We start from the raw sequence: 24,415 nt of genomic DNA, 5'->3' as shown, positions 1-24,415 counted from the left end.
GTATGCATGCAATAGATAAGTTAATTGTCTCCGGAGGCAGGATGAGTTATAATCAGGGGAGAAGGGATAATGAACCGAATAAAGACTTTGCAGGAACTCAATCTGCTGGACCGATTTTTGTTTTCAGAAGTAATGGCGGATAATGAAATCCTGGAGGATGTGCTGGAAATCATCCTTGGGCATCCTGTGCCGCTGAAGGATAAGGCACAGGCAGAAAAGGAGCTCCGAAGAACGCCGCAGAATAAGAGCGTATATTTCGATGTGTACGGTGAGGATATTAGGGATGTAGCGTATGATTTGGAAGTCCAGCAAAAGAATACGAAGGATCTGCCGAAACGGACCAGATACTATAATGGGATGATCGATCTGAACATGCTGCATCCGGGAGAGGATTACAGCCAGCTCAAGGATGCGTATGTGATCATGATCATGCCGTTCGACCTTTTTGGAGAAGGGAAGTATAAGTACACCTTCCACATGAGCTGTGACGAGATCCCGGGGTTGAAGCTGTATGATGGAGCGACCAGGATCTTTCTCAACACCCACGGAACGGATGGAAAGGGAGTCAGTGAAGAACTGATCCAGCTGTTGAGATACTTTGAGCAGACGACATGGGAGAATGCAGCAGGAAGTCATAGCAGGAAGATTGAAAAACTGCAGAAACGAGTGGAAGAAATCAAACAGAATGAGGAAGTGGGGATCAGGTATATGAATGCATTTGAAGAGAAGATGTGGGAGAGGCGCGAAGGCGAAATGATCGGCGAGAAGCGCGGCAAGAAAATCGGCGAGAGAATAGGCGAGAAACGCGGCGAAGAGCGCGGTCGAAAAGAAGGTGTGGCGCAGGGAGAGAAAATTAAACAGCGGGAAATTGCTCGCAAGATGGTGGAGAAGAATCTTGATTTTATGCTGATCAAAGAGATGACCGGTCTCACCGAGCAGGAGCTGAACACGCTAAAGAAGAAAAATCAAAGTCGGAATAAGTGTAATAGCAATCATATTTTCTAATGGAAAAAAGCAGAGCAATATTTTGAGGGGTTCCCTCATTTTGTAAAAAAGTGCCCTGCTTTTTATTTGAAAGAAATGACAAGTAGCTTCTTCTAAGATTATTTTTAGCGAATCGGAATCGCAGGCCGAAGTTTCTGTACCAGCAGTGCCCCCACGATGATCTTAGCCGCATCTCCCGGCAGAAACGGGATGACGCAGGAAATCAGGGCCGCACCAAGACCTGTTCCGGTACTGATCATAAACCAGGCTGTTCCCAGTGCATAGCAGGCGGCCAGCCCTGCGATCATAGCCAGGATGATGTCGATAAAGCGCGATGTGGAAGATTTCGCACTTCTTTGTCCGGAATCTGTTCCGGTTTTCGTGAAAACCAGTTCTACAAGCAGTCCTGTCAAAAATGCGGCGGCAAGATAGCCGATGATATAGCCTCCGGTCGGCCCGGCGAGAACTCCAAGTCCGCCTTTGAACCCTGCAAATACAGGGACGCCTACTGCTCCAAGCAGGATATATACGATCAGGCTGATGGATCCGTATTTTTTACCGAGGATCCCGCCCGTGAGGAATACACCCAATGTTGCCAGATTGATGGGAACCGGCGTAAATCCAAGAGGGATTGTAATAAAGGAGCAGATCGCCATGAGGGCGGCGAAGATCCCGCATAGTACGAGTGCTGTTGTTTTTGAATATCTTTTTTGTTCTGTCTGATGCATGTTTGTTTTTCCTTTCGTTAAATCCGGATCGAAATTTCACCGGAAACCAGCTTTTCCTGATGTCCGTCAGCATAAAGCACGATCAACCCGCCATCATCTGCGATGTCCAGTACACGGGCGGGAACTCCCGTTATCTCATCTTCCGGGTTGACTTTGTAGCGACCTTGATAAACAGTAACGGTTTTACCGATCACCAGACTTTTTTCCTTATATGCCGGCAGGAAGGATGCGCTGTCAAGATCTTCGATATATCCCAGAGCCTGTGTGATGGTTTCTGCGGCCAGGGCGGATTTGGAATAAGTCCCTTCCGCAGCTCCGGCGGTAGCGAGCAGCTCTGCCGGAAAATCTTTTACCGTCGTATTGATACCGATCCCAAGGATGAGGTGTTCGATCTGTCCTGTTTCAAAGTCAGAGATGCCTTCCGTCAGGATACCGCAGACTTTTTTTCCATCGATATAAACGTCGTTGACCCATTTGATCTTCGATTCCAGTCCGCAGACCTTCTCGATGGCGTTCGCGACAGCTACGGCGGCAGCCGATGTGACGAGAACAGATTTGCTCACATCAAAATCAGGTTTGATGACAATACTCAAGTAGATCCCTTCGCGTGGAGAGAAAAAACTTCGACCGAGCCGGCCTCTTCCGCTGGTCTGCTGTTTTGCTAAAACGACCGTACCGTGAGGTGCGCCATCCATCGCCAGCTGCCTGGCTTTTAAATTGGTAGAGTCAATGGTATCGTAAATATGTAAATCCAGGTTTTTGTACCGTGTGGGCAGACATGCTCTCAGGCTGTCTTCTGTGATGGTCCAGCTGTCGGACATAAGCATATAGCCGCGATTGGTGACCGCTTCAATAGGATGTCCTTCTTCCCGTAAGGCCTTGATCGCTTTCCAGACGGTCGTGCGAGATACGCTTAACTTGTTGGAAAGCTCTTCACCGGAGAGAAATGCGCCTTCACTATTTTGCAGCGCCTGTAAAACTGCATCTTTTGTTGCCATAGTGACCTCCTTCCAGGATTGCTTCTGAAATGCAATTTGATTGTAGACTATGGCATGCGGATTGTCAACCTGTATAAGGAGGCTTCTATTGTTCCATAGAAGCGTTGATAAGCTGGCAGTATTTAAAACCGTCTTCTTCATATGTATCAAAAATCCCTGTAACCGTAATCTCCTCTCCCTCTTTCGGATAATCATCCGGATAAGTATGCTCTCCGGCAAGCACGAATTCCAGCCCCTGGGTACAGCAAGCCAGCGCATCTTGAATGATGCAGGCATAATACGTTTCCCGCTGTCGGGATCTTCTGAAATAGCGAACTGCCCCCGCATCGTGACGGTTCTTCCGTTGTAATCCTCTGGTGTACACATCATATTATAAACTTCTGAATACACCATGGTACTGCTCAGCTTTGTCAGATCAAGCGGCTGGTCTTTTGATGCCGTATTTTCTGAAACGGAAGCTTCTGACGGTGAGTCAGCCGTTTCCTTTGCCCGACACCCTGATAAGAACAAAATCATTACCAATATCAATATTAAAATCAAGTTTTTTTTCATATCCGTCATCCTTTCCAAATCGATCCGATCCCGTAAAAAAGAAAAAACACAATGATCTGGATCGCTACGATCGTGGCTCCGACAGGTGTTCCGGCCAAAATAGAAACCAGGATGCCGGCAATCGCACAGACTACCGACACTACTGACGCACAAATCGTTACGGAGAAAAAACTCCGGCAAACACGCATAGCAGACAGGGCGGGGAACACGACAAGCGCTGAAATAAGCAGTGATCCCACCAGGTTCATAGCAAGAACGATCACTACCGCTATCAGGACTGCGATGAGAAAATGATACAGTTCTACCTTGATCCCTGTCGCTTTGGCGAAAGATTCATCAAATGTCACAGCAAATATTTTGTGATACAGGAACACAAAGACGATCACAATGCACAGCGACAGTATCATAGAAAGCCATACTTCCGTTAAGGTCAGAGTCAAAATCGAAGTCGATCCAAATAAAGTCGTGCAGACATCGCCGGAGACATTGGCGGAAGAGGAAAATACATTCATCAGTAAATAGCCGACAGCCAGTGCACCCACAGAAACCATAGCGATCGCAGCATCACCTCGTATTCTTGAGCCCTGCCCGGTGCGCAGAAGAAGTACGGCGCAGGCTACCGTAATACACAGAACCAGCGGCATTTCATTTGTCATCTGAAATACTGCGGCAACGGCCATTGCGCCAAATGCCACATGCGAGAGTCCGTCCCCGATAAACGAAAATCGTTTTAACACCAGAGTAACGCCCAGAAGCGAGGAGCAGAATGCGATCAATACCCCCACGATCAGTGCGTACCGAACAAAGGGATAATGAAAATACAGGATCATTTTATCCAGAAGCATTCCCATTACAGCTCACCTCCCGTTTTCACGGCATGGATGGAGGGGACACCGACTCGCAGAATGTGTGTTGCATACCTTTTCGTAAGATCCAGATCGTGAGAGATCATAAGGATCGTGATGCCGTATTGGCGATTCAGACGATAGATCGTTCGATACATATCTGCTGATGCCTTGGGATCCAGCCCGGAAACCGGTTCGTCCAGCACCATCATTTTTTTCGTGGCGCAGAGGGCCCGGGCCAGCAGAACACGCTGCTGCTGGCCTCCGGAAAGCTCTCTGTAGCAGTTTCGAGAGAAACGATCCATGCCTACTTCCTGCAAAGCTTTCTGCGCACGTTTTTTTTCTTTTCGGGTATAAAAGGGACGGATGCCACATGTTCCCTGAAAGCCGGACAACACGATCTCCAGTACGGATGCCGGGAAATCCTTTTGCAGAACGGTCTGCTGCGGCAGGTATCCGATTTCGTTTGCGTGCAGGCCATCGCCCAGATGGATCTCGCCTTTTAAAGGTTTCTGCAGTCCCAGGATCGTTTTCATTAATGTAGTCTTGCCGGAGCCGTTTTCTCCTGCGATGCAGATATAATTTCCTGCATGTACTTCAAAATCGATATTGTGCAATACTACTTTTGAGCCGTATCCAACTGCGACATTTCGACAGATGAGCTGTGCCATAGTACGCCTCCTGCTAATTTAATGCTTTCTGTAATACGCTAAGATTTTCTTCCATAACAGAAAGATAGGATTTGCCATCCTTCACATCCTGAGCTGTAGTAGACTGCATGGAGTCTATGGTCAGGATCTGCTGCGTTTTCTTCTTTGTATTAGAAATCACAGATTTGGCGATTTTGTGATCGCTGCCTTCGATCGTCATGACGTATGGAAGCTTTTCTTCGTCTACTTTGTTTGCCAGGAACGTGATTGTTTTAAAACTTGCTTCCGTTTCTGCAGAACATCCCTTGAAGGCTGCATAGTATTTCAATCCATAGTCATCTGCCAGGTAACGGAATGGAAAGCGATCTGCGAATAAAAGAGTTTTTCTCTTCGCATGCTCGACCGTATCCTGGTATTCCTTATCCAGTCCTGTCAATTCTTCTTTGTAAGCAGTCGCATTGTCTTCATACTCGGTTTTGTTGGAAGGATCCAGTTTTTTCAACTGATCTGCGATAGCCTGTGTACAAACCTCTGCGTTGCGCAGCGAAAGCCAGATATGTTCATCCTGTTCCGGCTCCTCTGATTCCGCTTCCTCCCCTTCGTGTTCATGTTCATCCTCGGACTGCATGCCTTCGACTTCCTCCTCTTCCTTGACGGAATCTCCCAGTGCGTCCATCAGATTGATTTCCACACGGTTTTTATTGGTTTTACTCTTCAGGGCATCTTCGACCCACTCATCGGATTCACCGCCCACGTAAATAAACAGATCACAACTGGCGATTTTCTCGAGATCTTCCGCAGTCGGCTGATAGCTGTGCAGATCCACACCATCGTCCAGAAGCATCGTAAGCTCCGCATCTTCTGCACGATCTCCCAGAATTTCCTTCGTCCAGTCGTAAGCAGGAAATACAGTTGTAACGATTTGTAATGATTTATCACTTTGTTTTTTGTCGCTGCTTCCGCAACTGGTAAATACTCCTGCGATCAGCAGGATCATAAGGAAAACAGAAATAGTTTTTTTCAAGATATTCATAATTACCCCCTTGCAGTGATACTGATATTCATTAAAAAAGCATACTAAAATAGAGGTGCTGCAAAAAACGTTTGATTTTTTACACACCTTTGATCCGGTTCGCCTTTTTATTCTGTCAGTTGAACTTTAAGGGAAATCAAAGTAGATGCAGGCTTCTGTGATGTGATTTTCACAGTTCCTGCCATAAGAATATATGCAAACACTGCAGCGACTGCTGCAATGCTTACTGCCGAAGAAACAGTATTAATAACATTCTCACACTGGCTGATCTGGCTGCATACAGGGCAATTGTCCCCAACGCAGTCATGTTCTGTTTCCGCTATAATATATATTGTGGAAAGAAGCATAACAAAAAACAGGGCGAATACTAATGCTGTCGATACAAAACGTTTTTTATTCATTATGCTGCTCTCCTTTTCGTAAAGTCGCTGCTGGTAGAATCTGAAGATCCTGCCCACAATTGCCAACATTATAAAAAACACCCTGTGGCTTGTCAAGCGTATCTTGGGATGTTCAGGTGATCGGGGGAGGATCAGACCTTGAGAAAATCACAAACATGTCGTTTACGTGAAAATTCAGCAGATTTGATGAATTTTTAAAAAGTTGCCTTGACAACTATTTAGATCGTGATAGAATAGTTGTCATTACAACTAATGGAGGAGGGTCTTAATGTGTGACAAAGCAAAAGAGTTTTCTTACGGTCGGTGTTTTTCGATCATTTATCGACATGGGAAAACCATAAATGACCGCATGATCCGCAAGTTCCATCTTTCAGGAGGGCAGAGCCGGTATCTTGCAAGGATCTGTGACAACCCGGGAATTTCCCAGGAAGAACTGGCACAGTATTATCAGATCGATAAGGGAGCCATCGCCAAGTCGGTCCGCCGCATGGGGGAACTGGGGTATGTGAAGCGGGAGCAAAACCCGGAGGATCGCCGGGCTTACTGCCTGTTTCCAACGGAACGCGCGAGGGAAGTTATGGAGTTTTGCAGAGAAGATATGAAGCGGATGGAGCAAGCTTTTGAGGAATCGCTGACACCGAAAGAAATTGAAACGTTCCAGCGGCTTCTCCTGCGGATCACGGACAATATGCAGAAATATATAGAGGAGGATAAGAGTTAATGAGGACGGTTTTTAAGTATTACAAATCGTATATCCCGCTTATCGTAGGCATCCTGGCATTTCTCTTCGGACAGGCCATGTGCGAGCTGGCACTGCCGGGATACATGTCGGATATCATCAACAACGGGATCGTCAAGGGAGATATGGACTATATCTGGAAGATCGGCATGATCATGATCCTGGTATCCTGCGGGAGTGTGGTATGCTCTATCGTCAGCAGTTATTTGTCGGCGAGGACGGCGGCAGGTTCGGCTCGCAAGATCCGCGGCGCGCTGTTCGACAAAGTCACGGATTTTTCAGCTGCGGAACTGTCGGAGTTTTCCACAGCATCCCTGATCACCCGTTCTACCAACGATGTGCAAATGGTGCAGCAGACGACTGTCATGACGCTGAGACTTGCCTGCTTCGCGCCGATCATGGGGATCGGCGCGGTCATCAAGGCACTGCGGACCAGCGTTTCCCTTTCCTGGACGGTAGGAGTGGCGCTGGCGGTGATCGTTGTGATCATGCTGATGTCCTTCTTTCTGGTTCTGCCGAAGTTTAAAGTTTTGCAGGAAAAACTGGATCGAATCAACCTGATCATGAAGGAACGTTTGACAGGACTGCTGGTCATCAGAGCGTTTACAACAGAAAAAACAGAAGAACGCCGTTTTGATGACGCCAACGAAGAATTAAAGAAAATCAATATGTTCGTTAACAGAGCCATGTCTTTCATGATGCCGGCACTGATGTTCGTTATGAACGGAGTCAGCATCCTTATCATCTGGGCAGGAGCGCATCTGGTGGATTCGCAGAGCCTGATGATCGGAGATATGCTTGCGTATCTGCAATACGCGATGCATGTTATCATGTCATTCCTTTACATCACGATGATGTTCATCATGCTGCCGCGTGCAGCGGTTTCCATGCAGCGAATCGGCAAGGTGCTGGACGTAGAGCCGCGGATCGAGGATCCGGCGGAGCCGAAGACTTTGCAGCAGCCAAAAGGAGAAATCTGTTTCGATCACGTATCGTTCGCCTATCCGGATGCTGATGAAAAAACGCTGGACGACATCTCCTTTACAGCAAAACCGGGGCAGACGACAGCCATCATAGGAAGTACGGGAAGCGGCAAATCGACGGTACTCAACCTGATCCCGCGTTTTTATGATGTGACAGAAGGCGCGGTGAAGATGGATGGCGTGGATATCCGGGACATCACGCAGGAAGAATTACGAGAACGGATAGGATATGTACCGCAGAAGGGCGTGCTGTTCTCGGGAACCATCGCATCTAATTTACAGTACGGCAAGGAAGATGCGACATGCGATGAGATGATCGAAGCAGCGGAAACAGCGCAGGCGATGGAATTTATAAAGACAAAAGAGCATGGACTGGATGAAGAAGTCGCTCAGGGCGGAACCAATGTTTCCGGAGGTCAGAAACAGCGGCTTTCCATTGCGCGTGCACTTGTGAAAAAGGCGAATGTCTACTTGTTTGATGACAGTTTTTCCGCACTGGATTTCAAGACGGATCAGGCGCTGCGAAAGGCTTTGAAAGAAAAGGTGGGCGACAGCACTATCATTATCGTCGCACAGCGGATCAATACGGTCCTGGATGCAGATCAGATCGTTGTTATGGATGAAGGTCACATGGCCGGGATCGGCACTCACGAAGAACTGATGAAGTCCTGTGAAGTATACAAGGAAATAGCGTTGTCACAGCTGAGCGAAGAAGAACTGGAAAGGGGGCGGAAATAATGGCAGATTCCAATATGGGAAAACGACCGGCAGGCTCCGGCTTTAACGGAACGCGAAAAAAAGGCGGACGCGGACACGGCCCCGGCGGCAAGATGATGCCGGGAGAAAAGGCGAAAGATTTCAAGGGAACCATGAAAAAACTGATGGGTTATCTGGCACCGCATAAATTCGCATTGATAGCCGTATTTATTTTCGCCATCGCAAGTACAGTGTTCAATATTATTTCTCCGACGATCCTGGGGAATGCGACGGACAAGGTAGTGGAAGGCCTGATGAGCGGGACCGGGATCGATTTTACGGGTCTGTTTCATATCCTGATGGTGCTGCTGGGCATGTATGGCCTCTGCCTGCTGTTTGGAGCACTGCAGGGATGGATCATGGCGGATGTTTCCCAGACTGTCATCTATGAACTGCGTGATGCCATGTCGAAGAAGCTGGATCGTCTGCCGCTGAAATACTTTGACCGGCAGACGCACGGGGAGATCCAGAGCCGGATGGTAAACGACATCGAAACGGTAAACCAGACACTGTCTTTGAGTCTTACGCAGATGATCACCAGTTTTACGACGATCATAGGGATCCTCATTATGATGCTGCGTATCAGTGTCATCATGACCGTGACGGCGCTTGTAGTGCTGCCCCTCTCTATGCTTGTGATCAAGCTGGTGGTATCCAGGTCTCAGGGACACTTCAAAAATCAGCAGAAATATCTGGGATATGTAAACGGGCATGTAGAGGAAATGTATACGGGACATGATATCGTAAAGGCCTTTAACCGGGAAAAAGAATCCCGTGAAGTATTTGATGCGTACAACGATAAGCTATGTGAATCCGGATGGAAGTCGCAGTTCCTGTCCGGCATCATGATGCCGGTCACAATGCTGATCGGAAACCTGGCGTATGTGGCGGTCTGCCTTTTGGGCGGTTATCTGGCGATCAACGGCAAAGTATCCATCGGTGATATCCAGGCGTTCATACAGTACGTAAGAAGCTTCAACCAGCCGATCTCTCAGGTGGCTAATGTGGCGAACCAGCTCCAGTCTACAGCGGCCGCGGCAGAGCGTGTATTCGAGCTGCTGGAAGAAGAGGAGGAAGTGGATCTGGAAAAGACTCCTGTCTGTCAGATCGCTCCGGAAGAAGTTCGTGGAAAAGTTGCTTTTGATCATGTTTCATTTGGATATGATGCCGATGAAACGGTCATCAACGATTTCAGCTTTACCGCGGAGCCTGGTCAGCGTGTCGCTATCGTCGGGCCGACGGGCGCCGGCAAGACGACCATCGTCAAGCTGCTGATGCGGTTCTATGAGCTGAATGGCGGCTGTATCCGGGTGGACGATCACGATATCAGAGATTTTTCCCGGGCTGATCTGCGGCAGATGTTCGGCATGGTGCTGCAGGATACGTGGCTCAACAGCGGTACGATCCGCGAAAATATCCGCTACGGCAGACGGGATGCTACAGATGAAGAGGTGGAAGCTGCTGCAAAGGCAGCACACATCGATCACTTTATTCGCACCCAGCCGAAGGGGTACGATATGGAGATCAATGAGGAAGCAAACAATATCTCCCAGGGTCAGAAACAGCTGCTTACCATCGCCCGGGCGCTTCTGGCGGATACACCGATCATGATCCTGGATGAAGCGACCAGCTCGGTGGATACCAGAACGGAAGCCCTCATCCAGAAGGCTATGGCAACACTGATGCAGGGACGGACCAGCTTCATCATCGCTCATCGCCTGTCTACGATCAAAGATGCGGATCATATCTTAGTGATGAACCACGGCGATATCATCGAGCAGGGAACTCATGAAAGCCTGCTGGCACAGAACGGTTTCTACACGAATCTCTACAACAGCCAGTTTGCAGAATAGGATTTCTCGTAACCCTCGCTTTCCTGTCACAATTCCGACAAACGAAGGTGCTATAACAGTATCATGAGGAAGGTGGTTATCATGAGTCGAATGAGCAGTAAAAAACTGGTGATATTTATTGTGTGCGCCGTTGCCGGTATTGCAGCGGCAACGGCAGTGGTGTTTTCCGTTTCGAGATCAGAGTCTTCGGATCAGGCAGAAATAACGGAAAACAGCAGTGGAGAAACTTCTGTCTCCGCGTGGGATGTGAATGATTCTGCAGCCCATGCGAAGGCTTTATATAAATGCGCGGTATCTGATGTTACGGATACTGCGTCCGTGGTCGATCTCCTGGAGACAATGGAACTGGAAAAAGTCTCCGGTGAATATAAAGCAGAAATTTCAAGCAAAGACGGGAAGGAAGTCCTGGCGCTGACCCTTTCTGAGAAAATTTCCGGGAAGGATAAAAAAGTATTCGATAACAATATGAAACTTTGCGCGCAGCAGATGCTGGCTCTGATCCCGGGTGTACAGGCCGTGGAATGGACGTACGCCATCGAGAGTGACAGTGCAGAGGCGGAGCAGGCTACGGTATCTCTGGATGTGGATGGTGCAAAGGAAGGGCTGTCTCACGACATTCGCTCTTACGGCAAATCTGCAAAGGCGGTGCACAAACTTTTGCGTGAGCAGGCAGGTTCGTAAAAAATCCCACCAGAAAATATAAAATCAACTTGACAATGAAAAAGAAAATGTTGTATAGTAAGATTGCGGTTAGAAAAGGCTAACCGCAATCTTTTAAGGTTGTAGTTAGGTATACCTAACTACATAATTTTGTCCCATATGACCACGAATACAGGAGGAATCATGTCAGAATCATTGCTTGTCACATATTGCGCACCGACACTGGCCGGTCTGAAAACCGGAAACCTGTTCAACTGCACCTGTACCGGCCGCAGACAGGCCGAAGAAACTGTGCGGCAGTGGAATCGTACACTCAACTCAAAGGGCGTGTATGCAGTGATCATGCGTTGCAGAGAGGGCCGGGTGCTCATCTATGTATATCGCAGAGCAAAGCTTCTGCATGATTTTTCCGGCACAGAAGTACGTAGATTCTTAAAGAAATTCGGATATGAAGGGAAAAATTTGCAGGAAATGCTGGAGCAGCTTTCGCAGCGTTTGTGCGCAAGCGACTCATTCCCTCACGAGATCGGACTCTTTTTGGGATACCCGATCGAAGACGTTAAGGATTTCATCAAAAACGAAGGGAGGAACTGCAAGCTGGCCGGGACCTGGAAAGTATACCATGACGAGCAGAATGCCCGGAAGACATTTTGCAAATTCAAAAAATGCACCGACATTTACTGCCAGATGCTTGGGAAGGGTACCCCTCTGCGCAGATTGACGGTAGCAGGCTGACATGGGAAAAATCGCAACGCAGCATAGAGATAACAGGAGGAATAAATCATGAAAAAAGTAGCAGTAGTATATTGGAGCGGCACGGGTAACACAGAGGCGATGGCGACCGCTGTAGCAGAAGGCGCGAAAGCTGCCGGTGCAGAAGTTACCGTAATGACATCCGCGACATTCACGCCGGATAAAGTAGACGAATTCGACAGCATCGCATTCGGATGCCCTTCCATGGGTGACGAAGTTCTGGAAGAAACAGAGTTCGATCCGATGTTCACAGAATGTGAATCCAAGTTGAGCGGCAAGCCGATCGCACTCTTTGGTTCCTACGGATGGGGCAGCGGTGAATGGATGGAATCCTGGACGGAACGTGCCGAAGATGACAATGCATCACTGGTATGTGAAAGCGTTATCTGCAACGAAATGCCGGATGATGAAGGACTGGAACAGTGCAGGGCTCTGGGAAAAGCACTGGCCTAGCACACACAATACGAGACAAAGCGACCTGAGATCTATAAGATCCGTTCAGGTCGCTTTTTCATTTTTACTGTAAAGTTCGTTGCTTGCAGATCTCAGCAGTTTTCGTTTCAGCTCCGGGCGCAGCTTTTTGATCTCTGCCTCCCTCCGGGTCGCCGTGATCTTATCCGGTAAATATTCCAGATAAGCAGGTTCCACCGGCAGATGGCTTCGTGTATATTTCGCGCCTTTTCCGCTTTGGTGCGCTGCCAGCCTTTTTTCAAAATCATTGGTCCAGCCGGTGTAGAGAGAGCCGTCTTTGCAGCGGAGCATATAGACACAAGGGCGTTTTGTCCCGTCTTTTTTCGTATCAGTCATAGATCGTCTCCTTCCTTACATACTATATCGAAATCCACGGGACTGGTCAAGGCTAACTGCGCGCGGTCATGGTCTCCAGGTTTGCTGCGCCTTAGCCTTGTGAACGTTTAAAATACCACGATATAGTAAAAAAATTGCGTGGAAGTTATTTCTCGCATGAAAACGCAACGGAAATCCCCATATACTAGAAGATGATCCAGAAAGTTCAATTTAAAATATCCTGCAGACTCAAAAAAATGCCGATCGTGGTATTATAACCGTTCCTGCCAACGGCCTTAAGCCATAAACTATCTGTTCCAAGGGTCAAAACAGGCAATAGTGGTATTTTTCTCGTTCACGCTGATCCACACCAAAGGGTAACAATCGCATAAATATAGTTGACAATCACAACTCCTGTGCCCTATAATATCCACGTTGGTTATTTATATTGAATCATAAGGAGCAATTATATGGAAAAGAGTTTCGACCCTGGAAAGATAGGAAGAAAAATCACGACCAAGGATATGATCATGTGCGCACTGTTCACAGCGCTCATTGCTGTGGGAGCATTCATCAAAGTTCCGGTGCCGGTGGTGCCGTTTACGCTGCAGTTTCTGTTCACCATGCTGGCAGGTCTTATCATGGGCGGAAGACTGGGAGCCATCAGCGTTGGATTATACGCTGTGCTGGGGCTTGTTGGACTGCCTATCTTCGCAGAAGGCGGCGGCATCTGGTACGTGTTGAAGCCGAGCTTCGGATACATCATTGGATTTGCCCTGGGAAGCCTGGTAACCGGGATGATGGTGGAAAAGCAGAAAAATCTGACCATGGGCAGACTCCTGGCGGCGAATTTCACCGGGCTTGCCATCGTGTATGCCTGCGGAATGATCTACTATTATATAATCTGCAACTTCGTGATCGGAACGCCGATCGCATTCTGGCCTCTGTTTTTATACTGCTTCCTGCTGGCGGTGCCGGGAGATATCTGTCTTTGCTTCGTAGGGGCATTTCTTGCAAAGCGTCTGCGCCCGGCATATCAGAGGATCCAGAGCTGATAGCGCGCAGAGACATTGCACGCCGAAGAGATTTTGCATAAAACACTTCATAAAGTGATAGAGTAAAGTGAGGAAAGGGATACATATGAGTTTAGTAAACGAATTGAAAGTACGAATTTTAGCCGGAGGAGAGATCAGCCGCGAGGAAGCTTTGCAGCTCTTTGAGGAGCCGGTGGAAGAGGTGGCGAGAGCAGCCGATGAGATCCGGGAGAAATTCTGCGGGAACGGATTCGACATTTGTACCATCATCAATAGCAAAAGCGGAAGATGCTCTGAAAACTGCAAATTCTGTGCACAGAGCGCTCATTATGATACAGGATGTGCTGAGGTGTACGATTTGCTGCCGACGGAGGATATTTTGAAGGAAGCAAAGTACAATGATGACCAGGGGGTACTGCGGTATTCTATCGTAACATCAGGCAAGAGACTGACGGATGAAGAGGTGGATCAGGTCTGTGAAAGCATCCGCAAGATCAAAGAAGAAACGAATATCGAAGTCTGTTTTTCCTTTGGCCTGCTCAAGGAAGAACAGCTGCGTAAAGTGCGTGAAGCAGGTGCGACGCGGGCACATTGCAATCTGGAAACGTCCAGAAGGTATTTCCCGGAAATCTGCACGACGCACACATATGATCAGAAAATCGAGACGTTGAAAGCAGCGGTGGCAGCAGGACTTTCCATCTGCTCCGGCGGCATCATGGGTCTGGGAGAAACGCTGGAAGACCGTGTTGACATGGTGCTTACGGCAAAGGAGCTGGGAGTCAAATCCGTTCCCGTCAACTTCCTGAACCCGATCCCGGGGACACCGTATGAGGACAACAAGCCGCTGACAGACGAAGAAGCACGTCAGTGTGTGGCAGTATTCCGCTTCATCATTCCGGATGCATCCATCCGTCTGGCCGGCGGAAGAGGTCTTCTGGATGACAAAGGAAAAGAGTGCTTCCAGAGTGGTGCCAATGCTGCCATTTCCGGCGACATGCTGACGACAGCCGGCATCACTGTGCAGAAAGATATGGAGATGTTGAAGGATCTGGGATACAAGCCTCAGCTCTGGGAGGATTAGTCATGGCGAAAAAACTGTTTATCACCGGTACGGGCACGGATATCGGCAAGACCTATGTGACCGGTCTGATCTTAAAAAAACTGCAGGAAAGTGGAAGAAGAGCGGCTTACTATAAAGCAGCCATGAGCGGCAATGAACGAGATGAAGAAGGTCATCTGATACCCGGGGACGCCTTACATGTAAAGACCGTTTCCGGGATCACTCAACCGCTGAAAACCATGTGCCCCTATGTTTATGAGACGGCAGTATCTCCTCATCTGGCATCCCGCCTGGAAGGAGATCCGGTGCAGATGGATGTGGTCAAAGAAGGATTCGAAAAAGTCTGCGGGGCATACGACTATGTGACGGTGGAAGGCTCCGGCGGCATCGTGTGTCCCATAGATTTTGATAACAGCAAGCTGCAGCTGGAAGATGTGATCGGAGAGCTGGATCTGTCCAGCATCCTGATCGCGGACGCCGGACTTGGAACCATCAATGGAGTGGTGCTGACGGCAGAATACATGCGAGCCAGGGATCTTGAACTGAAGGGGATCATCTTCAACAATTTCCATCCGGGGGATGTGATGGAGGAAGACAATATCCGCATGTGTGAATACTATACTGAGCTGCCGACGCTGGCATGTGTCAAGCCGGGCGATACCGCGCTGGACATGAGTGCAGATGCCCTGGCAGCACTTTACAGCGAATAAAGAAGCGAATCCCGTAGCCCCAGTCACAGAAAGGAAAGAACAATGATCTGGTATCCTTACGAACAAATGAAAACAATGAAAGCACCTTATAAGATCGTAGACGCGGAAGGGGTGTATCTTTACACGGAAGACAACAAGATGATCGATTCCATCTCATCCTGGTGGAGCACGATCCACGGTTATAAGCATCCGGTCATCACAAAAGCCATCAAGGATCAGGCGGACAAATTCTCTCATGTCATGCTGGGAGGGCTGACTCATGATCCGGCGCTGCAGCTTTCTGCAAAGCTGGCTGACTGGCTTCCGGGTGATCTGGATCACTGCTTCTTTTCCGATTCCGGAAGCGTTGGCGTGGAAGTCGCTTTGAAAATGGCTCTGCAGTACTATGTAAATCAGGGAGATATGGAAAGAACGAAAGTATTGGCGCTGCAGAATGCCTACCACGGGGATACGTTCAAGGCTATGGAGGTCGGCGACGATGAGGATTATCATTTTATACTGGAGGCGTATGGAGAAAAGAAGTACGTCATCAACATCCCGACGGAGATCCCGGCTCTTGAGGAAGCCTTCGCAAAGCATCACAGAGAACTCAACTGCATGATCGTGGAACCGCTTCTGCAGGGCGCTGCGGGTATGCTGATGTACGATGTGTCATTTTTACAACGTGCGCGGGAGCTTTGTGATGAATACGGTGTGCTGCTGATCTTCGATGAAGTGGCGACGGGATTCGGCCGCACAGGCAACCGGTTCGTGGCAGATCTGGTGCTCCCGGATATCCTGGTTCTGGGGAAAGCTCTGACAGGAGGTCATATCGGTCATGCTGTGACCGTGGCGAATCATAAGGTTTACGATGCATTTTACAGTGATGATCCGGAAAAAGCCCTGATGCACGGGCCGACTTTCATGGGGAATCCTCTGGCTTGCAGTGCGGCACTCAAGTCTATCCAGCTGTTTGAGGAAGAGGACTATATGGCAAAGATCCGCAGGATAACCGAGATCACCAGAGAGGAAATGAGTGGATTCACCGCTCCGCAGATCAAGGAGATCCGCATCATGGGAGGATGCGTCTGCATCGAAGTCCATGACGGAGCCTGTCTCAAAGGCTTCCCGGAGTTTGCGTATGAACGAGGTGTATTCAACCGTCCGTTCTTAAACTTTCTCTATGCCATGGTGCCGTATATCATAACAGAAGATGAGCTTCGTCATGTACTGCGGACCATGAAAGACTGGTTCCTGCGATAAGGGAAGCACAAGAGCGCAGAAAAACACAAGAATTTCACATGAAACATGCTGACTATCTAAATTGATTATGTTACAATAAAACTCGGGCAATACCAAAGCGTCTCCATCGGAGGCGCTTTCAAAATAAGAAAATAAATTCGTAAAGGTGGGATTTTTTATGGTAGAAAAAGTAACAGAGTCTATTTTTTATGTAGGTGCGAATGATCATGATCTGGATCTCTTTGAAGGTCAGTATATCATACCAAACGGTATGGCATATAATTCCTATGTGATCGTAGACGATAAAATCGTTGTATTCGACACGATCGACAAGAGCAAGACGGGCGAATGGCTGGACAATCTGGCAGAGGTGCTGGGAGAAAGAACGCCGGACTATCTTGTCGTGCAGCACATGGAACCGGATCACTCCGCATCCATCAATGCTTTTGCAGAAAAATATCCGAAGACAGCGATCGTTGGAAACAAGAAGACATTCACTATGATCGAACAGTTTTTCCCGGAACTTGACTCTGTAGAGAAAGTAGAGGTCAAGGATGGAGAAACACTGGATCTGGGAAGCCACAAGCTGACTTTCGTGTTTGCACCGATGGTTCACTGGCCGGAAGTCATGATGACTTACGAGTCCACAGAAAAGATACTCTTCTCGGCAGATGCATTCGGGAAATTTGGCGCACGTGATACGGACGAAGACTGGGCTTGCGAAGCAAGACGGTACTATTTCGGAATCGTTGGAAAGTATGGCGCTCAGGTGCAGGCTGTGCTGAAAAAGGCGAAAGATCTTTATATCGAAAAGATCTGCCCGCTGCATGGTCCGATCCTTGAAGAAGACCTGGGATACTATATCGATCTTTACGATAAATGGTCCGGATACAGACCTGAAACAGAAGGCGTCTGCATCTGCTATACTTCCGTTTATGGAAACACGAAAAAAGCTGCGGAACTGCTGCGGGATGAGCTGGCAGAAAACGGTGTGGAGACCATCGAAATGAATGATCTGGCAAGATGTGATATGGCTGAGGCTGTAGAAGATGCATTCCGCTACGATCGTCTGGTACTGGCAACGACAACGTACAACGGCGGTATGTTCCCGTTCATGCAGCAGTTTATCGACGAACTGACGGAACGTAATTTCCAGAATCGCTATGTAGGATTCATCGAAAACGGCAGCTGGGGACCTGCTGCTATGCGTGCCATGAAGAAGGAGCTTGAAGGAGCCAAGAACATCAAGATTGCAGAAAACAATGTAACGATCAAATCGAAGTTAAACGATGCGTCCGGAGGGCAGATCGAAGCACTGGCAAAAGAACTGACTCCGGGACACATGGACCTTGCTGCTGAGCTGGCAGAACCGGCAGAAAAGAAAACTGAGGAAGGCAAGAAAAAGGGATTTGTCTGCAATATCTGCGGATATGTTTATGAGGGAGACACTCTTCCAGACGACTTCGTATGTCCGCTGTGCAAACACCCGGCTTCGGATTTTTCGCCGCTGTAAAACGCTGAGAGGAAGATGTTATGCTGCAAATAGGTTGTCATTTATCTTCGGTCAAGGGATTCGAACACATGGGAGAAGAAGCCCTTTCCATCGGAGCAAATACGTTTCAGTTTTTCACCAGAAATCCGCGGGGCGGCAAGGCTAAGGATATCGATCCTGAAGACGTGAAACGATTTTTAGAACTGGCTGATGAGCATCATTTTGCGAAGCTGGTAGCCCATGCGCCCTATACGCTGAACCCGTGCTCGGCTACGGAGAAGGTTCGTGATTTTGCGTTATTTGCCATGGAAGATGATATGAAGCGGATGGAATATGTGCCGGGAAACTATTACAATTTTCATCCGGGAAGCCATGTGGGACAGGGCGTAGAGAAGGGGATCGAGCTGATCTGCGAGCTGCTCAACAAGATCATTCGCCCAGAGCAGAGCACGATCATTTTGCTGGAAACCATGTCGGGAAAAGGCAGCGAGGTGGGAGGCAGGTTTGAAGAGTTGCGTGCCATCATCGACGGCGTGGAGCAGAAGGATAAGATCGGCGTCTGCATGGATACGTGTCATGTGAGCGACGCCGGATACGATATCGTAAGCGATCTGGATGGAGTGCTGGAAGAGTTTGATAATATTGTAGGGCTGGAAAGGCTCCATGCTCTTCACATCAATGACAGTCTCAATCCACCGGGTTCTCATAAAGATCGTCATGCGAAGATCGGAGAAGGAACGATCGGACTTGAAGCGATCGCAAACGTCATCCGCCACCCTAAACTGCAGGGGCTGCCGTGTATCCTGGAAACGCCGAACGAGCTGCCGGGATACGCCAGAGAAATCGAGACCCTGCGGGCGGAATACGAAAAATGACAGGAAAAAACGACTTGGATCTGCGAAATACATTACAGTATTTTCACAGGACTCCGAAGTCGTTTTTTTGTGCCTATAAATTCTCTTCGTTCCCAAGGTGGGTGTACATTTTGTCAAAAGTAATGACCGGATAATATGTGTGGCCGTCGCCAAGTTCATCCAGCGCTCGTTTGGCGATGCTGCGGATATCGTTTTCCGTCAGGATACAGTTATGGGACAGTACTACGTCGAAGATGACGTTGGTGTGGGAAGGCCCCGGCACGATCCGAAAATCGTGGATGCTTTCCAGGCCATCCATTTTCGAAAATGCTTCGGAGATGGCGGCTCTGGTCTTGTTCACCTGTGGATCGTTGGTTTTAATAGGGTCCATGTGAGCGACGAATTCGATGCGAAGAGAGTGCTTCACCTGCCGCTCTATATTGTCGATGATATCGTGGTTGGTCATGACATCGCCGCCTGCATCCATTTCGATATGAGCGGACGCAAAGATCTTTCCGGGTCCGTAGTTATGCACCATCAAATCGTGGATGCCAAGGACGCTGGGATCTCTGCATACGATCTGCCGAATGCTTTCCACCAGATGGGGATCCGGTGCTTCCCCCAGAAGCGGGCTGGAAGTTTCTCTTACCAGCTGGATGCCGGACCAGACGATAAACAGTGCGACCAGACATCCCATGTAACCATCGATCTGAAGTCCCGTAAACTTGCCAAAGAGCAGGCTGGCCAGAACCGCAGACGTTGCGATCACATCGTTTCGGCTGTCCGCAGCCGTTGCTGTCAAGGTCACCGACTTGATCTTCTTGCCGATGCTGGAATTAAACAAAGACTGCCACAGCTTGATGAGGATCGCTGCTGCCAGCATACCCACTGTTAAATAGCTGAATTCCACCGGTTCCGGGTGAAGGATCTTGTCGATGGAAGTTTTGAGCAGCTGCAGCCCGATGACGATGATAAAGATCGATACGAAAAGTCCTGTCAGGTATTCGATACGAGCATGACCATAAGGATGATCCTCATCTTCCGGCTGTGCGGCCAGCTTGAAGCCTACCAGAGTGATGATGGAAGAAGACGCATCTGCCAGATTGTTGATCCCGTCTGCAATGATAGCGATGCTGCGGGAAAGAAGTCCGAGCGCCACTTTCATCAGACAAAGGAGCAGGTTAGAGACGATCCCAACTACGCCGGCAAATTTGCCGTATTGCTCTCGCACATCAGGATCGTCGGTCTTATCTGGATTTTTGATAAACAGTTTGATCAGAAGTGATCCCATGGGAAATGTTCCTTTCTATTTCTGCTGTTCCTGTTCTGCGGCCGCAACGATAGCACGTGCCAGCTGATCGGAGCAGGAAGTGTCCTTGAATCCGCAGTGGATCCCTAAAAGCTTGCTTTTGATCTGATCAACGGTCAGACCCTCGACCAGTCTGGAGACAGCCTGAAGATTGCCGTTGCATCCTCCCAGGAACTGTACGTTATGCACTACATTTCCATCCAGTTCAAATTCCAGTCTTGCAGGGCAGACTCCCTGCGGTGTTACTTCATATTTCATAGTTGTTATCTTACCTCATTCTTTCTTTTATCGATTGACTGCGCTCTGTAATACCTTGTTGGCTACGCTTCCGGCCACCTGTGCACCGTGTCCGCCGTTCTCCACGAGGACGATGAATGCATATGGATGCTCTGGATCATCCAGAAATCCTGTGAACCAGGCATTTGGACGCTTGTTGCCTCCAACTTCCGCCGTCCCTGATTTTGCACACACATTAAGTCCGGGGAACATGTCAGAGCCGTATTTGTTTTCTACATTGTTTGCCATCATTTCAGTCAGTGACTGTGCTGTTGAAGAGTCGATCATGGACTTTGTTTTTTTGCCGAATTTAGGAATCTTAGCCTTCTGTTTTTCGAGGAAGGTAGTCGGCTTGATCAAAGTCGGCAGGACCGCAGTCCCGTCATTGGCGATGGCTCCCATGTAAACCATCATAGCACATGGGTTGATCATATCCTTGTTTTGTCCGATCCCGGTCCAGGCCAGGGTAACGCCGCTGCTCGGGAACTCAAAGGTCCCTGCGGCTGTATGGATCCCGTTGATGTCCAGGCTGTCCATAAGACCTGCTTTTTTCGTGTATTTTTCCAAAGTATCTCCGCCCAGCTTTTCGGAGAGCTTTCCGAAATAGACATTGCAGGATACTTCGAGTGCTTTTTTCAGATCCACTGTTCCGTGGGTCGCCAGGTCTGTAACCTTGTCTCCGTGGCCGTAGTCTTCCTTCCCACGGCACTGTACCTGGAAGGAATAGGCGTCATCCAGTGTCTCGATGGAAGCTGCTGCTGTTACCAGCTTGAAAATCGATCCCGGAGGGAATTTGGAGCTGGTGAACCGGTTGATGTATACGCCGGATTTGTCATCGGCAGAAATAGAAGGTGGATTCTGAGGATCATATGTAGGAGAGCTGACCATGCAGATGATCTCTCCGGTCTCATAATTGTAGACTCCGATCGCCCCCTTTCGACCATCAAGTGCCCGGTATGCTTCTGCGCAGACATTGGCGTCCAGCGTCATAGTGACATCTTTTCCGGCATTGTTTAGAGAATACACGCCGTTGATCAGGTTATAGCCGATCAGTTCATCGGTAAAGGCGCGGTTGGCACCGGTCGTTATATTGTTGTCTTTATCACCGGTGACATGCATCAGTGCTTTTCGAACATCGGCATTCTCATTGAATTCCATGCCGGAGGATGTGTTTTTCATGAGGATCTGACCGTTGGTGTCGTAGAGGCTTCCCTTGGAAAGGTCGCCTCTGGCGTAGACATCAAGATTTCCTTCATAGGAAGCCCAGTCGTCTCCGTGTGCAATGTAGCGGTATGTGAATACGCCCACACCGAGGATCAGGACAAATCCAAGCAGGAGACACATGATTGCTCGTTTTTCTATTTTTTTCATTTTTTATCTCCTCCAAAGATATCTTCCAGTGTCAGCGGCTGACTTTCCTCCTGCTGTTTTGGTCGCGTGCGGGATGTCTGCGATCCTGAAGCAGACTGACGTACTGTGCTGCTCCTTCCTGCAGGCCGCTGCGACGAAGGACGCTGCGGCTTTTGAGCCTGAGGCCTTGCGGTGCGGGACTGCCCGGAACGTCCTGATGAGGATGTGCGCCCCTGCGGCTTCTTTGCAGAAGAAGGAGTCGGGGAAACCCGGTCATAACGCTCGCTGAAGCTGTCTCCCGGACGGATGCTGTTCAGATTATTGAAAAATTCGTCATCCGAAATGTTTTCGTATTTTACCTGTCGCTTCGGGCGGGAAGAGGTACTGGAAATGATAGTTGTATCATCATTTCTGTTTCGTATCCCATGACTTCGTTTGCCGGGAGAGCCGGGAGTCCCGGACCTGCCTGAAGCGTCAGACCTGCCGGGAGTACCAGATCTGCCCGAAGTTCCTGTAGCGCGGGCATGATCGTAGTTTCTATAGTTGCGATTTTCCTGATAACCGCCCCGGTTCCTATCGACTGCAGCGAAAATGTCTTCCGGATTTTCCAACCCGCCGCCTTCCAGTTCGTTGTCGAATTCTCCTTTTTTGTCCAGCCGTATAGCAAAGCTGGCGTTTTGCCTTGTATCGGCGGCCTTCAGAAACGACAGCAGTCCCCAGGAGGCCAGCATACTCGTACCCCCTGACGAGACGAACGGGAATGTGACTCCGGTAAGAGGAAGCAGATCGACAGAGCCGAACACATTGAGTATCGTCTGGAAGATAAACATGGATGTGGCGGCACAGGCAGCGATACTATAGTAAGTGGAACGTCCTGCAATAATGGATCGCACGGCGAACACTCCAAGAGTGATGATGCACAGAACTGCCAGGATCGCAATGATCAGCCCCCATTCTTCGCTCAACAGTCCAAATACCAGGTCAGTTGGAGCAGCAGCAACCTGACTGAATTTTCCGTTGCCGGCTCCGAGTCCCGGAAGTCCTCCGCTGGCCGATGCCGTCATGGTCTGTACCTGCTGGAAGCCGCCGCCGGTAGGATCGTCCCATACGTGCCCCCATGTGTCAAATCTCTTGGATATGTATGGTTTGAATCGGAGCACCATCATGCCCATCAGACCGGAAGCTCCTAAGATCAGAATGATCTTTGAAAAATCACCGCTCCGAAGGAAGGAGATGACCAGGAATGTGACAAAGAAGATCAGTGCTGTTCCGAAGTCTCCCATGAGTGCAAGACAGCCCAGACAAAAGACGGAGAAGCCCATGAATATCAACAGATTTTTTCGCTGCTGCAGCTCGTCCAGCGTGGCGGCGCCAACGTAAATGAACACGATTTTGACCAGTTCGGACGGCTGGATGCTCATCCCGCCGATGCTGACCCAGTTGGATGCACCGTATTTCGTTGTACCGAACGCCAGGTTGATGATCAGCAGAAGCACGCTGATCCCCATCATTATATATACGATCCGTTTCGCCCGGTTCAGATCTCTCAGGAACCAGCACAGCCCGAAGAACAGACCTACACCCAGGCAGATACAGATCGACTGTTTCAATACCGTTGACGGATAGGCAGAAGCAGTCACCGCAAGACTCAGGGTCGACAGATAAAATGCGATGATCTCCATTTCGAAGCCTACTCGCTTGAAGAATCTCATAATGATGACGTAGGTCCACATAAGGATGCACAGCAGACCTACTGCGAAAGGCAGCTGCGGAGGGAAGTCCTCCCCAAGAGCCACTTTGAACTGTACGCACATGAGGAACTGGAACAATGTCAGGGCAACAAGAGACGGCCACGGTGAAACCGGATGCGTCCGCTTTTTTCGCTTTTCGATGTTAGCCATCCGCTCTTCAAGACTTACCGGATATAATGTGAAATCCGAGCCGCCGATCGTGAGCACATCACCGGCCTTTAGTATCGTCGGCTCTTTAACAGGAACGCCATTGATGGCGGATCCGTTTTTTGAGTTCAGGTCATTGTATTTCCAGACACCGTCGGAATCCCGGATGAGTGTTCCGTGACTGCGTGAAACACTGTTCAGATTCAGGATCACATCACAGCCTCGGCTGCGACCGATCAGATTTTCCCAGTGTGTCAGCGGAACAGTAGTGTCGTCCGGGCAGCCTAAATACGCCCAGATCTCAGACGGGTTGCGCGCCTGGAGCAGGGATCGGATCTGTCTTGCCAGAATAAAGATCGACAGGATCAGAAAAAACCACCTGACTCCGGTCGTGAAATAGATGCCGGCCAGTTCTATGGCTCTGCTCATAAATTCCATACAAATCTCCTTCTATAAATCTCTTTTTCCCATAAGGTTACTTTATTATAAA

General features: G+C 49.0%; 25 protein-coding genes. 13 read left to right on the top strand and 12 right to left on the bottom strand.

Annotated features, from left to right (window positions below):
* Positions 1 to 69: 69 nt before the first annotated feature.
* On the top strand, positions 70 to 1,005 hold the full coding sequence (locus tag H8876_RS03810) for an Rpn family recombination-promoting nuclease/putative transposase (protein ID WP_249286599.1): 936 nt from the start codon (positions 70 to 72) through the stop codon (positions 1,003 to 1,005).
* 104 nt (positions 1,006 to 1,109) lie between these two features.
* Here H8876_RS03810 and H8876_RS03805 read toward each other — a convergent pair whose 3' ends face one another.
* From H8876_RS03805 to H8876_RS03775, 7 genes are all read right to left on the bottom strand, one after another.
* A complete protein-coding gene (locus H8876_RS03805) occupies positions 1,110 to 1,712 on the bottom strand; it encodes a biotin transporter BioY (protein ID WP_249286598.1) in 603 nt (200 codons plus the stop codon).
* 17 nt (positions 1,713 to 1,729) lie between these two features.
* Positions 1,730 to 2,710: a biotin--[acetyl-CoA-carboxylase] ligase gene (locus H8876_RS03800; protein WP_249286597.1), complete on the bottom strand. Its 981-nt coding sequence runs from the start codon at positions 2,708 to 2,710 to the stop codon at positions 1,730 to 1,732.
* 85 nt (positions 2,711 to 2,795) lie between these two features.
* On the bottom strand, positions 2,796 to 3,074 hold the full coding sequence (locus H8876_RS03795) for a hypothetical protein (RefSeq protein WP_249286596.1): 279 nt from the start codon (positions 3,072 to 3,074) through the stop codon (positions 2,796 to 2,798).
* A 193-nt stretch (positions 3,075 to 3,267) separates the two neighbouring features.
* Positions 3,268 to 4,113 carry a metal ABC transporter permease gene (locus H8876_RS03790; protein WP_249286595.1) on the bottom strand — a complete coding sequence of 282 codons (846 nt, stop codon included), beginning with the start codon at positions 4,111 to 4,113 and terminating at the stop codon, positions 3,268 to 3,270.
* Positions 4,113 to 4,778 (bottom strand): metal ABC transporter ATP-binding protein, encoded by a 666-nt coding sequence (locus H8876_RS03785; protein WP_249286594.1) that lies wholly within the window; start codon positions 4,776 to 4,778, stop codon positions 4,113 to 4,115. The genes H8876_RS03790 and H8876_RS03785 overlap by 1 nt, the downstream gene beginning before the upstream one ends.
* Positions 4,779 to 4,791: 13 nt before the next feature.
* Complete coding sequence (locus H8876_RS03780; RefSeq protein ID WP_346727830.1) at positions 4,792 to 5,790, bottom strand: metal ABC transporter substrate-binding protein; 999 nt, start codon at positions 5,788 to 5,790, stop codon at positions 4,792 to 4,794.
* Positions 5,791 to 5,897: 107 nt separating this feature from the next.
* Positions 5,898 to 6,191 (bottom strand): hypothetical protein, encoded by a 294-nt coding sequence (locus tag H8876_RS03775; RefSeq protein WP_249286593.1) that lies wholly within the window; start codon positions 6,189 to 6,191, stop codon positions 5,898 to 5,900.
* A 268-nt stretch (positions 6,192 to 6,459) separates the two neighbouring features.
* On the opposite strand from H8876_RS03775, the gene H8876_RS03770 reads away from it, so the two are divergent.
* The 6 genes from H8876_RS03770 to H8876_RS03745 all read left to right on the top strand — a co-directional run bounded on the left by H8876_RS03770 (position 6,460) and on the right by H8876_RS03745 (position 12,388).
* Entirely contained in the window at positions 6,460 to 6,912 is a 453-nt protein-coding gene (locus tag H8876_RS03770) for a MarR family winged helix-turn-helix transcriptional regulator (RefSeq protein WP_249286592.1), read from the top strand.
* Complete coding sequence (locus H8876_RS03765; protein WP_249286591.1) at positions 6,912 to 8,651, top strand: ABC transporter ATP-binding protein; 1,740 nt, start codon at positions 6,912 to 6,914, stop codon at positions 8,649 to 8,651. The genes H8876_RS03770 and H8876_RS03765 overlap by 1 nt, the downstream gene beginning before the upstream one ends.
* 14 nt (positions 8,652 to 8,665) lie before the next feature.
* Positions 8,666 to 10,522 (top strand): ABC transporter ATP-binding protein, encoded by a 1,857-nt coding sequence (locus H8876_RS03760; RefSeq protein WP_249286600.1) that lies wholly within the window; start codon positions 8,666 to 8,668, stop codon positions 10,520 to 10,522.
* Positions 10,523 to 10,603: 81 nt separating this feature from the next.
* Positions 10,604 to 11,203: a DUF4825 domain-containing protein gene (locus H8876_RS03755; protein ID WP_249286590.1), complete on the top strand. Its 600-nt coding sequence runs from the start codon at positions 10,604 to 10,606 to the stop codon at positions 11,201 to 11,203.
* Positions 11,204 to 11,365: 162 nt separating this feature from the next.
* Entirely contained in the window at positions 11,366 to 11,917 is a 552-nt protein-coding gene (locus tag H8876_RS03750) for a DUF3793 family protein (RefSeq protein ID WP_249286589.1), read from the top strand.
* 48 nt (positions 11,918 to 11,965) lie between these two features.
* A complete protein-coding gene (locus H8876_RS03745) occupies positions 11,966 to 12,388 on the top strand; it encodes a flavodoxin (protein ID WP_177265114.1) in 423 nt (140 codons plus the stop codon).
* A 45-nt stretch (positions 12,389 to 12,433) separates the two neighbouring features.
* On the opposite strand, the gene H8876_RS03740 is transcribed toward H8876_RS03745, so the two are convergent.
* Positions 12,434 to 12,742, bottom strand: a complete 309-nt coding sequence (locus H8876_RS03740) for a GIY-YIG nuclease family protein (protein WP_249286588.1) — start codon at positions 12,740 to 12,742, stop codon at positions 12,434 to 12,436.
* Positions 12,743 to 13,191: 449 nt separating this feature from the next.
* Here H8876_RS03740 and H8876_RS03735 point away from each other — a divergent pair, with 449 nt between their 5' ends.
* The 6 genes from H8876_RS03735 (at position 13,192) to H8876_RS03710 (ending at position 19,113) form a co-directional block, all read left to right on the top strand.
* On the top strand, positions 13,192 to 13,776 hold the full coding sequence (locus H8876_RS03735) for a biotin transporter BioY (protein ID WP_249286587.1): 585 nt from the start codon (positions 13,192 to 13,194) through the stop codon (positions 13,774 to 13,776).
* Between the two features lie 85 nt (positions 13,777 to 13,861).
* Positions 13,862 to 14,836, top strand: a complete 975-nt coding sequence (bioB, locus tag H8876_RS03730; RefSeq protein WP_249286586.1) for a biotin synthase BioB — start codon at positions 13,862 to 13,864, stop codon at positions 14,834 to 14,836.
* Positions 14,837 to 14,838: 2 nt separating this feature from the next.
* The gene (gene bioD / locus H8876_RS03725; protein WP_249286585.1) at positions 14,839 to 15,525 is read left to right on the top strand and encodes a dethiobiotin synthase; all 687 of its coding nucleotides are present in this window, start codon (positions 14,839 to 14,841) and stop codon (positions 15,523 to 15,525) included.
* 42 nt (positions 15,526 to 15,567) lie between these two features.
* Complete coding sequence (gene bioA, locus H8876_RS03720; protein WP_249286584.1) at positions 15,568 to 16,767, top strand: adenosylmethionine--8-amino-7-oxononanoate transaminase; 1,200 nt, start codon at positions 15,568 to 15,570, stop codon at positions 16,765 to 16,767.
* Between the two features lie 157 nt (positions 16,768 to 16,924).
* Complete coding sequence (locus tag H8876_RS03715) at positions 16,925 to 18,259, top strand: oxygen-binding di-iron domain-containing protein (RefSeq protein WP_249286583.1); 1,335 nt, start codon at positions 16,925 to 16,927, stop codon at positions 18,257 to 18,259.
* A gap of 20 nt (positions 18,260 to 18,279) precedes the next feature.
* On the top strand, positions 18,280 to 19,113 hold the full coding sequence (locus tag H8876_RS03710; RefSeq protein ID WP_249286582.1) for a deoxyribonuclease IV: 834 nt from the start codon (positions 18,280 to 18,282) through the stop codon (positions 19,111 to 19,113).
* Positions 19,114 to 19,186: 73 nt separating this feature from the next.
* On the opposite strand, the gene H8876_RS03705 is transcribed toward H8876_RS03710, so the two are convergent.
* From H8876_RS03705 to H8876_RS03690, 4 genes are read right to left on the bottom strand one after another with little or no spacing between them, the layout of a single operon-like run.
* On the bottom strand, positions 19,187 to 20,383 hold the full coding sequence (locus tag H8876_RS03705) for a cation diffusion facilitator family transporter (RefSeq protein ID WP_249286581.1): 1,197 nt from the start codon (positions 20,381 to 20,383) through the stop codon (positions 19,187 to 19,189).
* 15 nt (positions 20,384 to 20,398) lie between these two features.
* Positions 20,399 to 20,659: a TIGR03905 family TSCPD domain-containing protein gene (locus H8876_RS03700; RefSeq protein WP_249286580.1), complete on the bottom strand. Its 261-nt coding sequence runs from the start codon at positions 20,657 to 20,659 to the stop codon at positions 20,399 to 20,401.
* Positions 20,660 to 20,686: 27 nt separating this feature from the next.
* Complete coding sequence (locus H8876_RS03695; RefSeq protein ID WP_249286579.1) at positions 20,687 to 22,048, bottom strand: penicillin-binding transpeptidase domain-containing protein; 1,362 nt, start codon at positions 22,046 to 22,048, stop codon at positions 20,687 to 20,689.
* A complete protein-coding gene (locus H8876_RS03690; RefSeq protein ID WP_249286578.1) occupies positions 22,045 to 24,363 on the bottom strand; it encodes an FtsW/RodA/SpoVE family cell cycle protein in 2,319 nt (772 codons plus the stop codon). Before H8876_RS03690 ends, H8876_RS03695 begins: the two co-directional genes overlap by 4 nt.
* Between the last annotated feature and the right edge of the window lie 52 nt (positions 24,364 to 24,415).

The organism is Lentihominibacter faecis, from assembly GCF_014306095.1.
GTDB lineage: Bacteria > Bacillota > Clostridia > Peptostreptococcales > Anaerovoracaceae > Lentihominibacter > Lentihominibacter faecis.
This window is presented reverse-complemented; position numbering and strand designations above follow the sequence as displayed.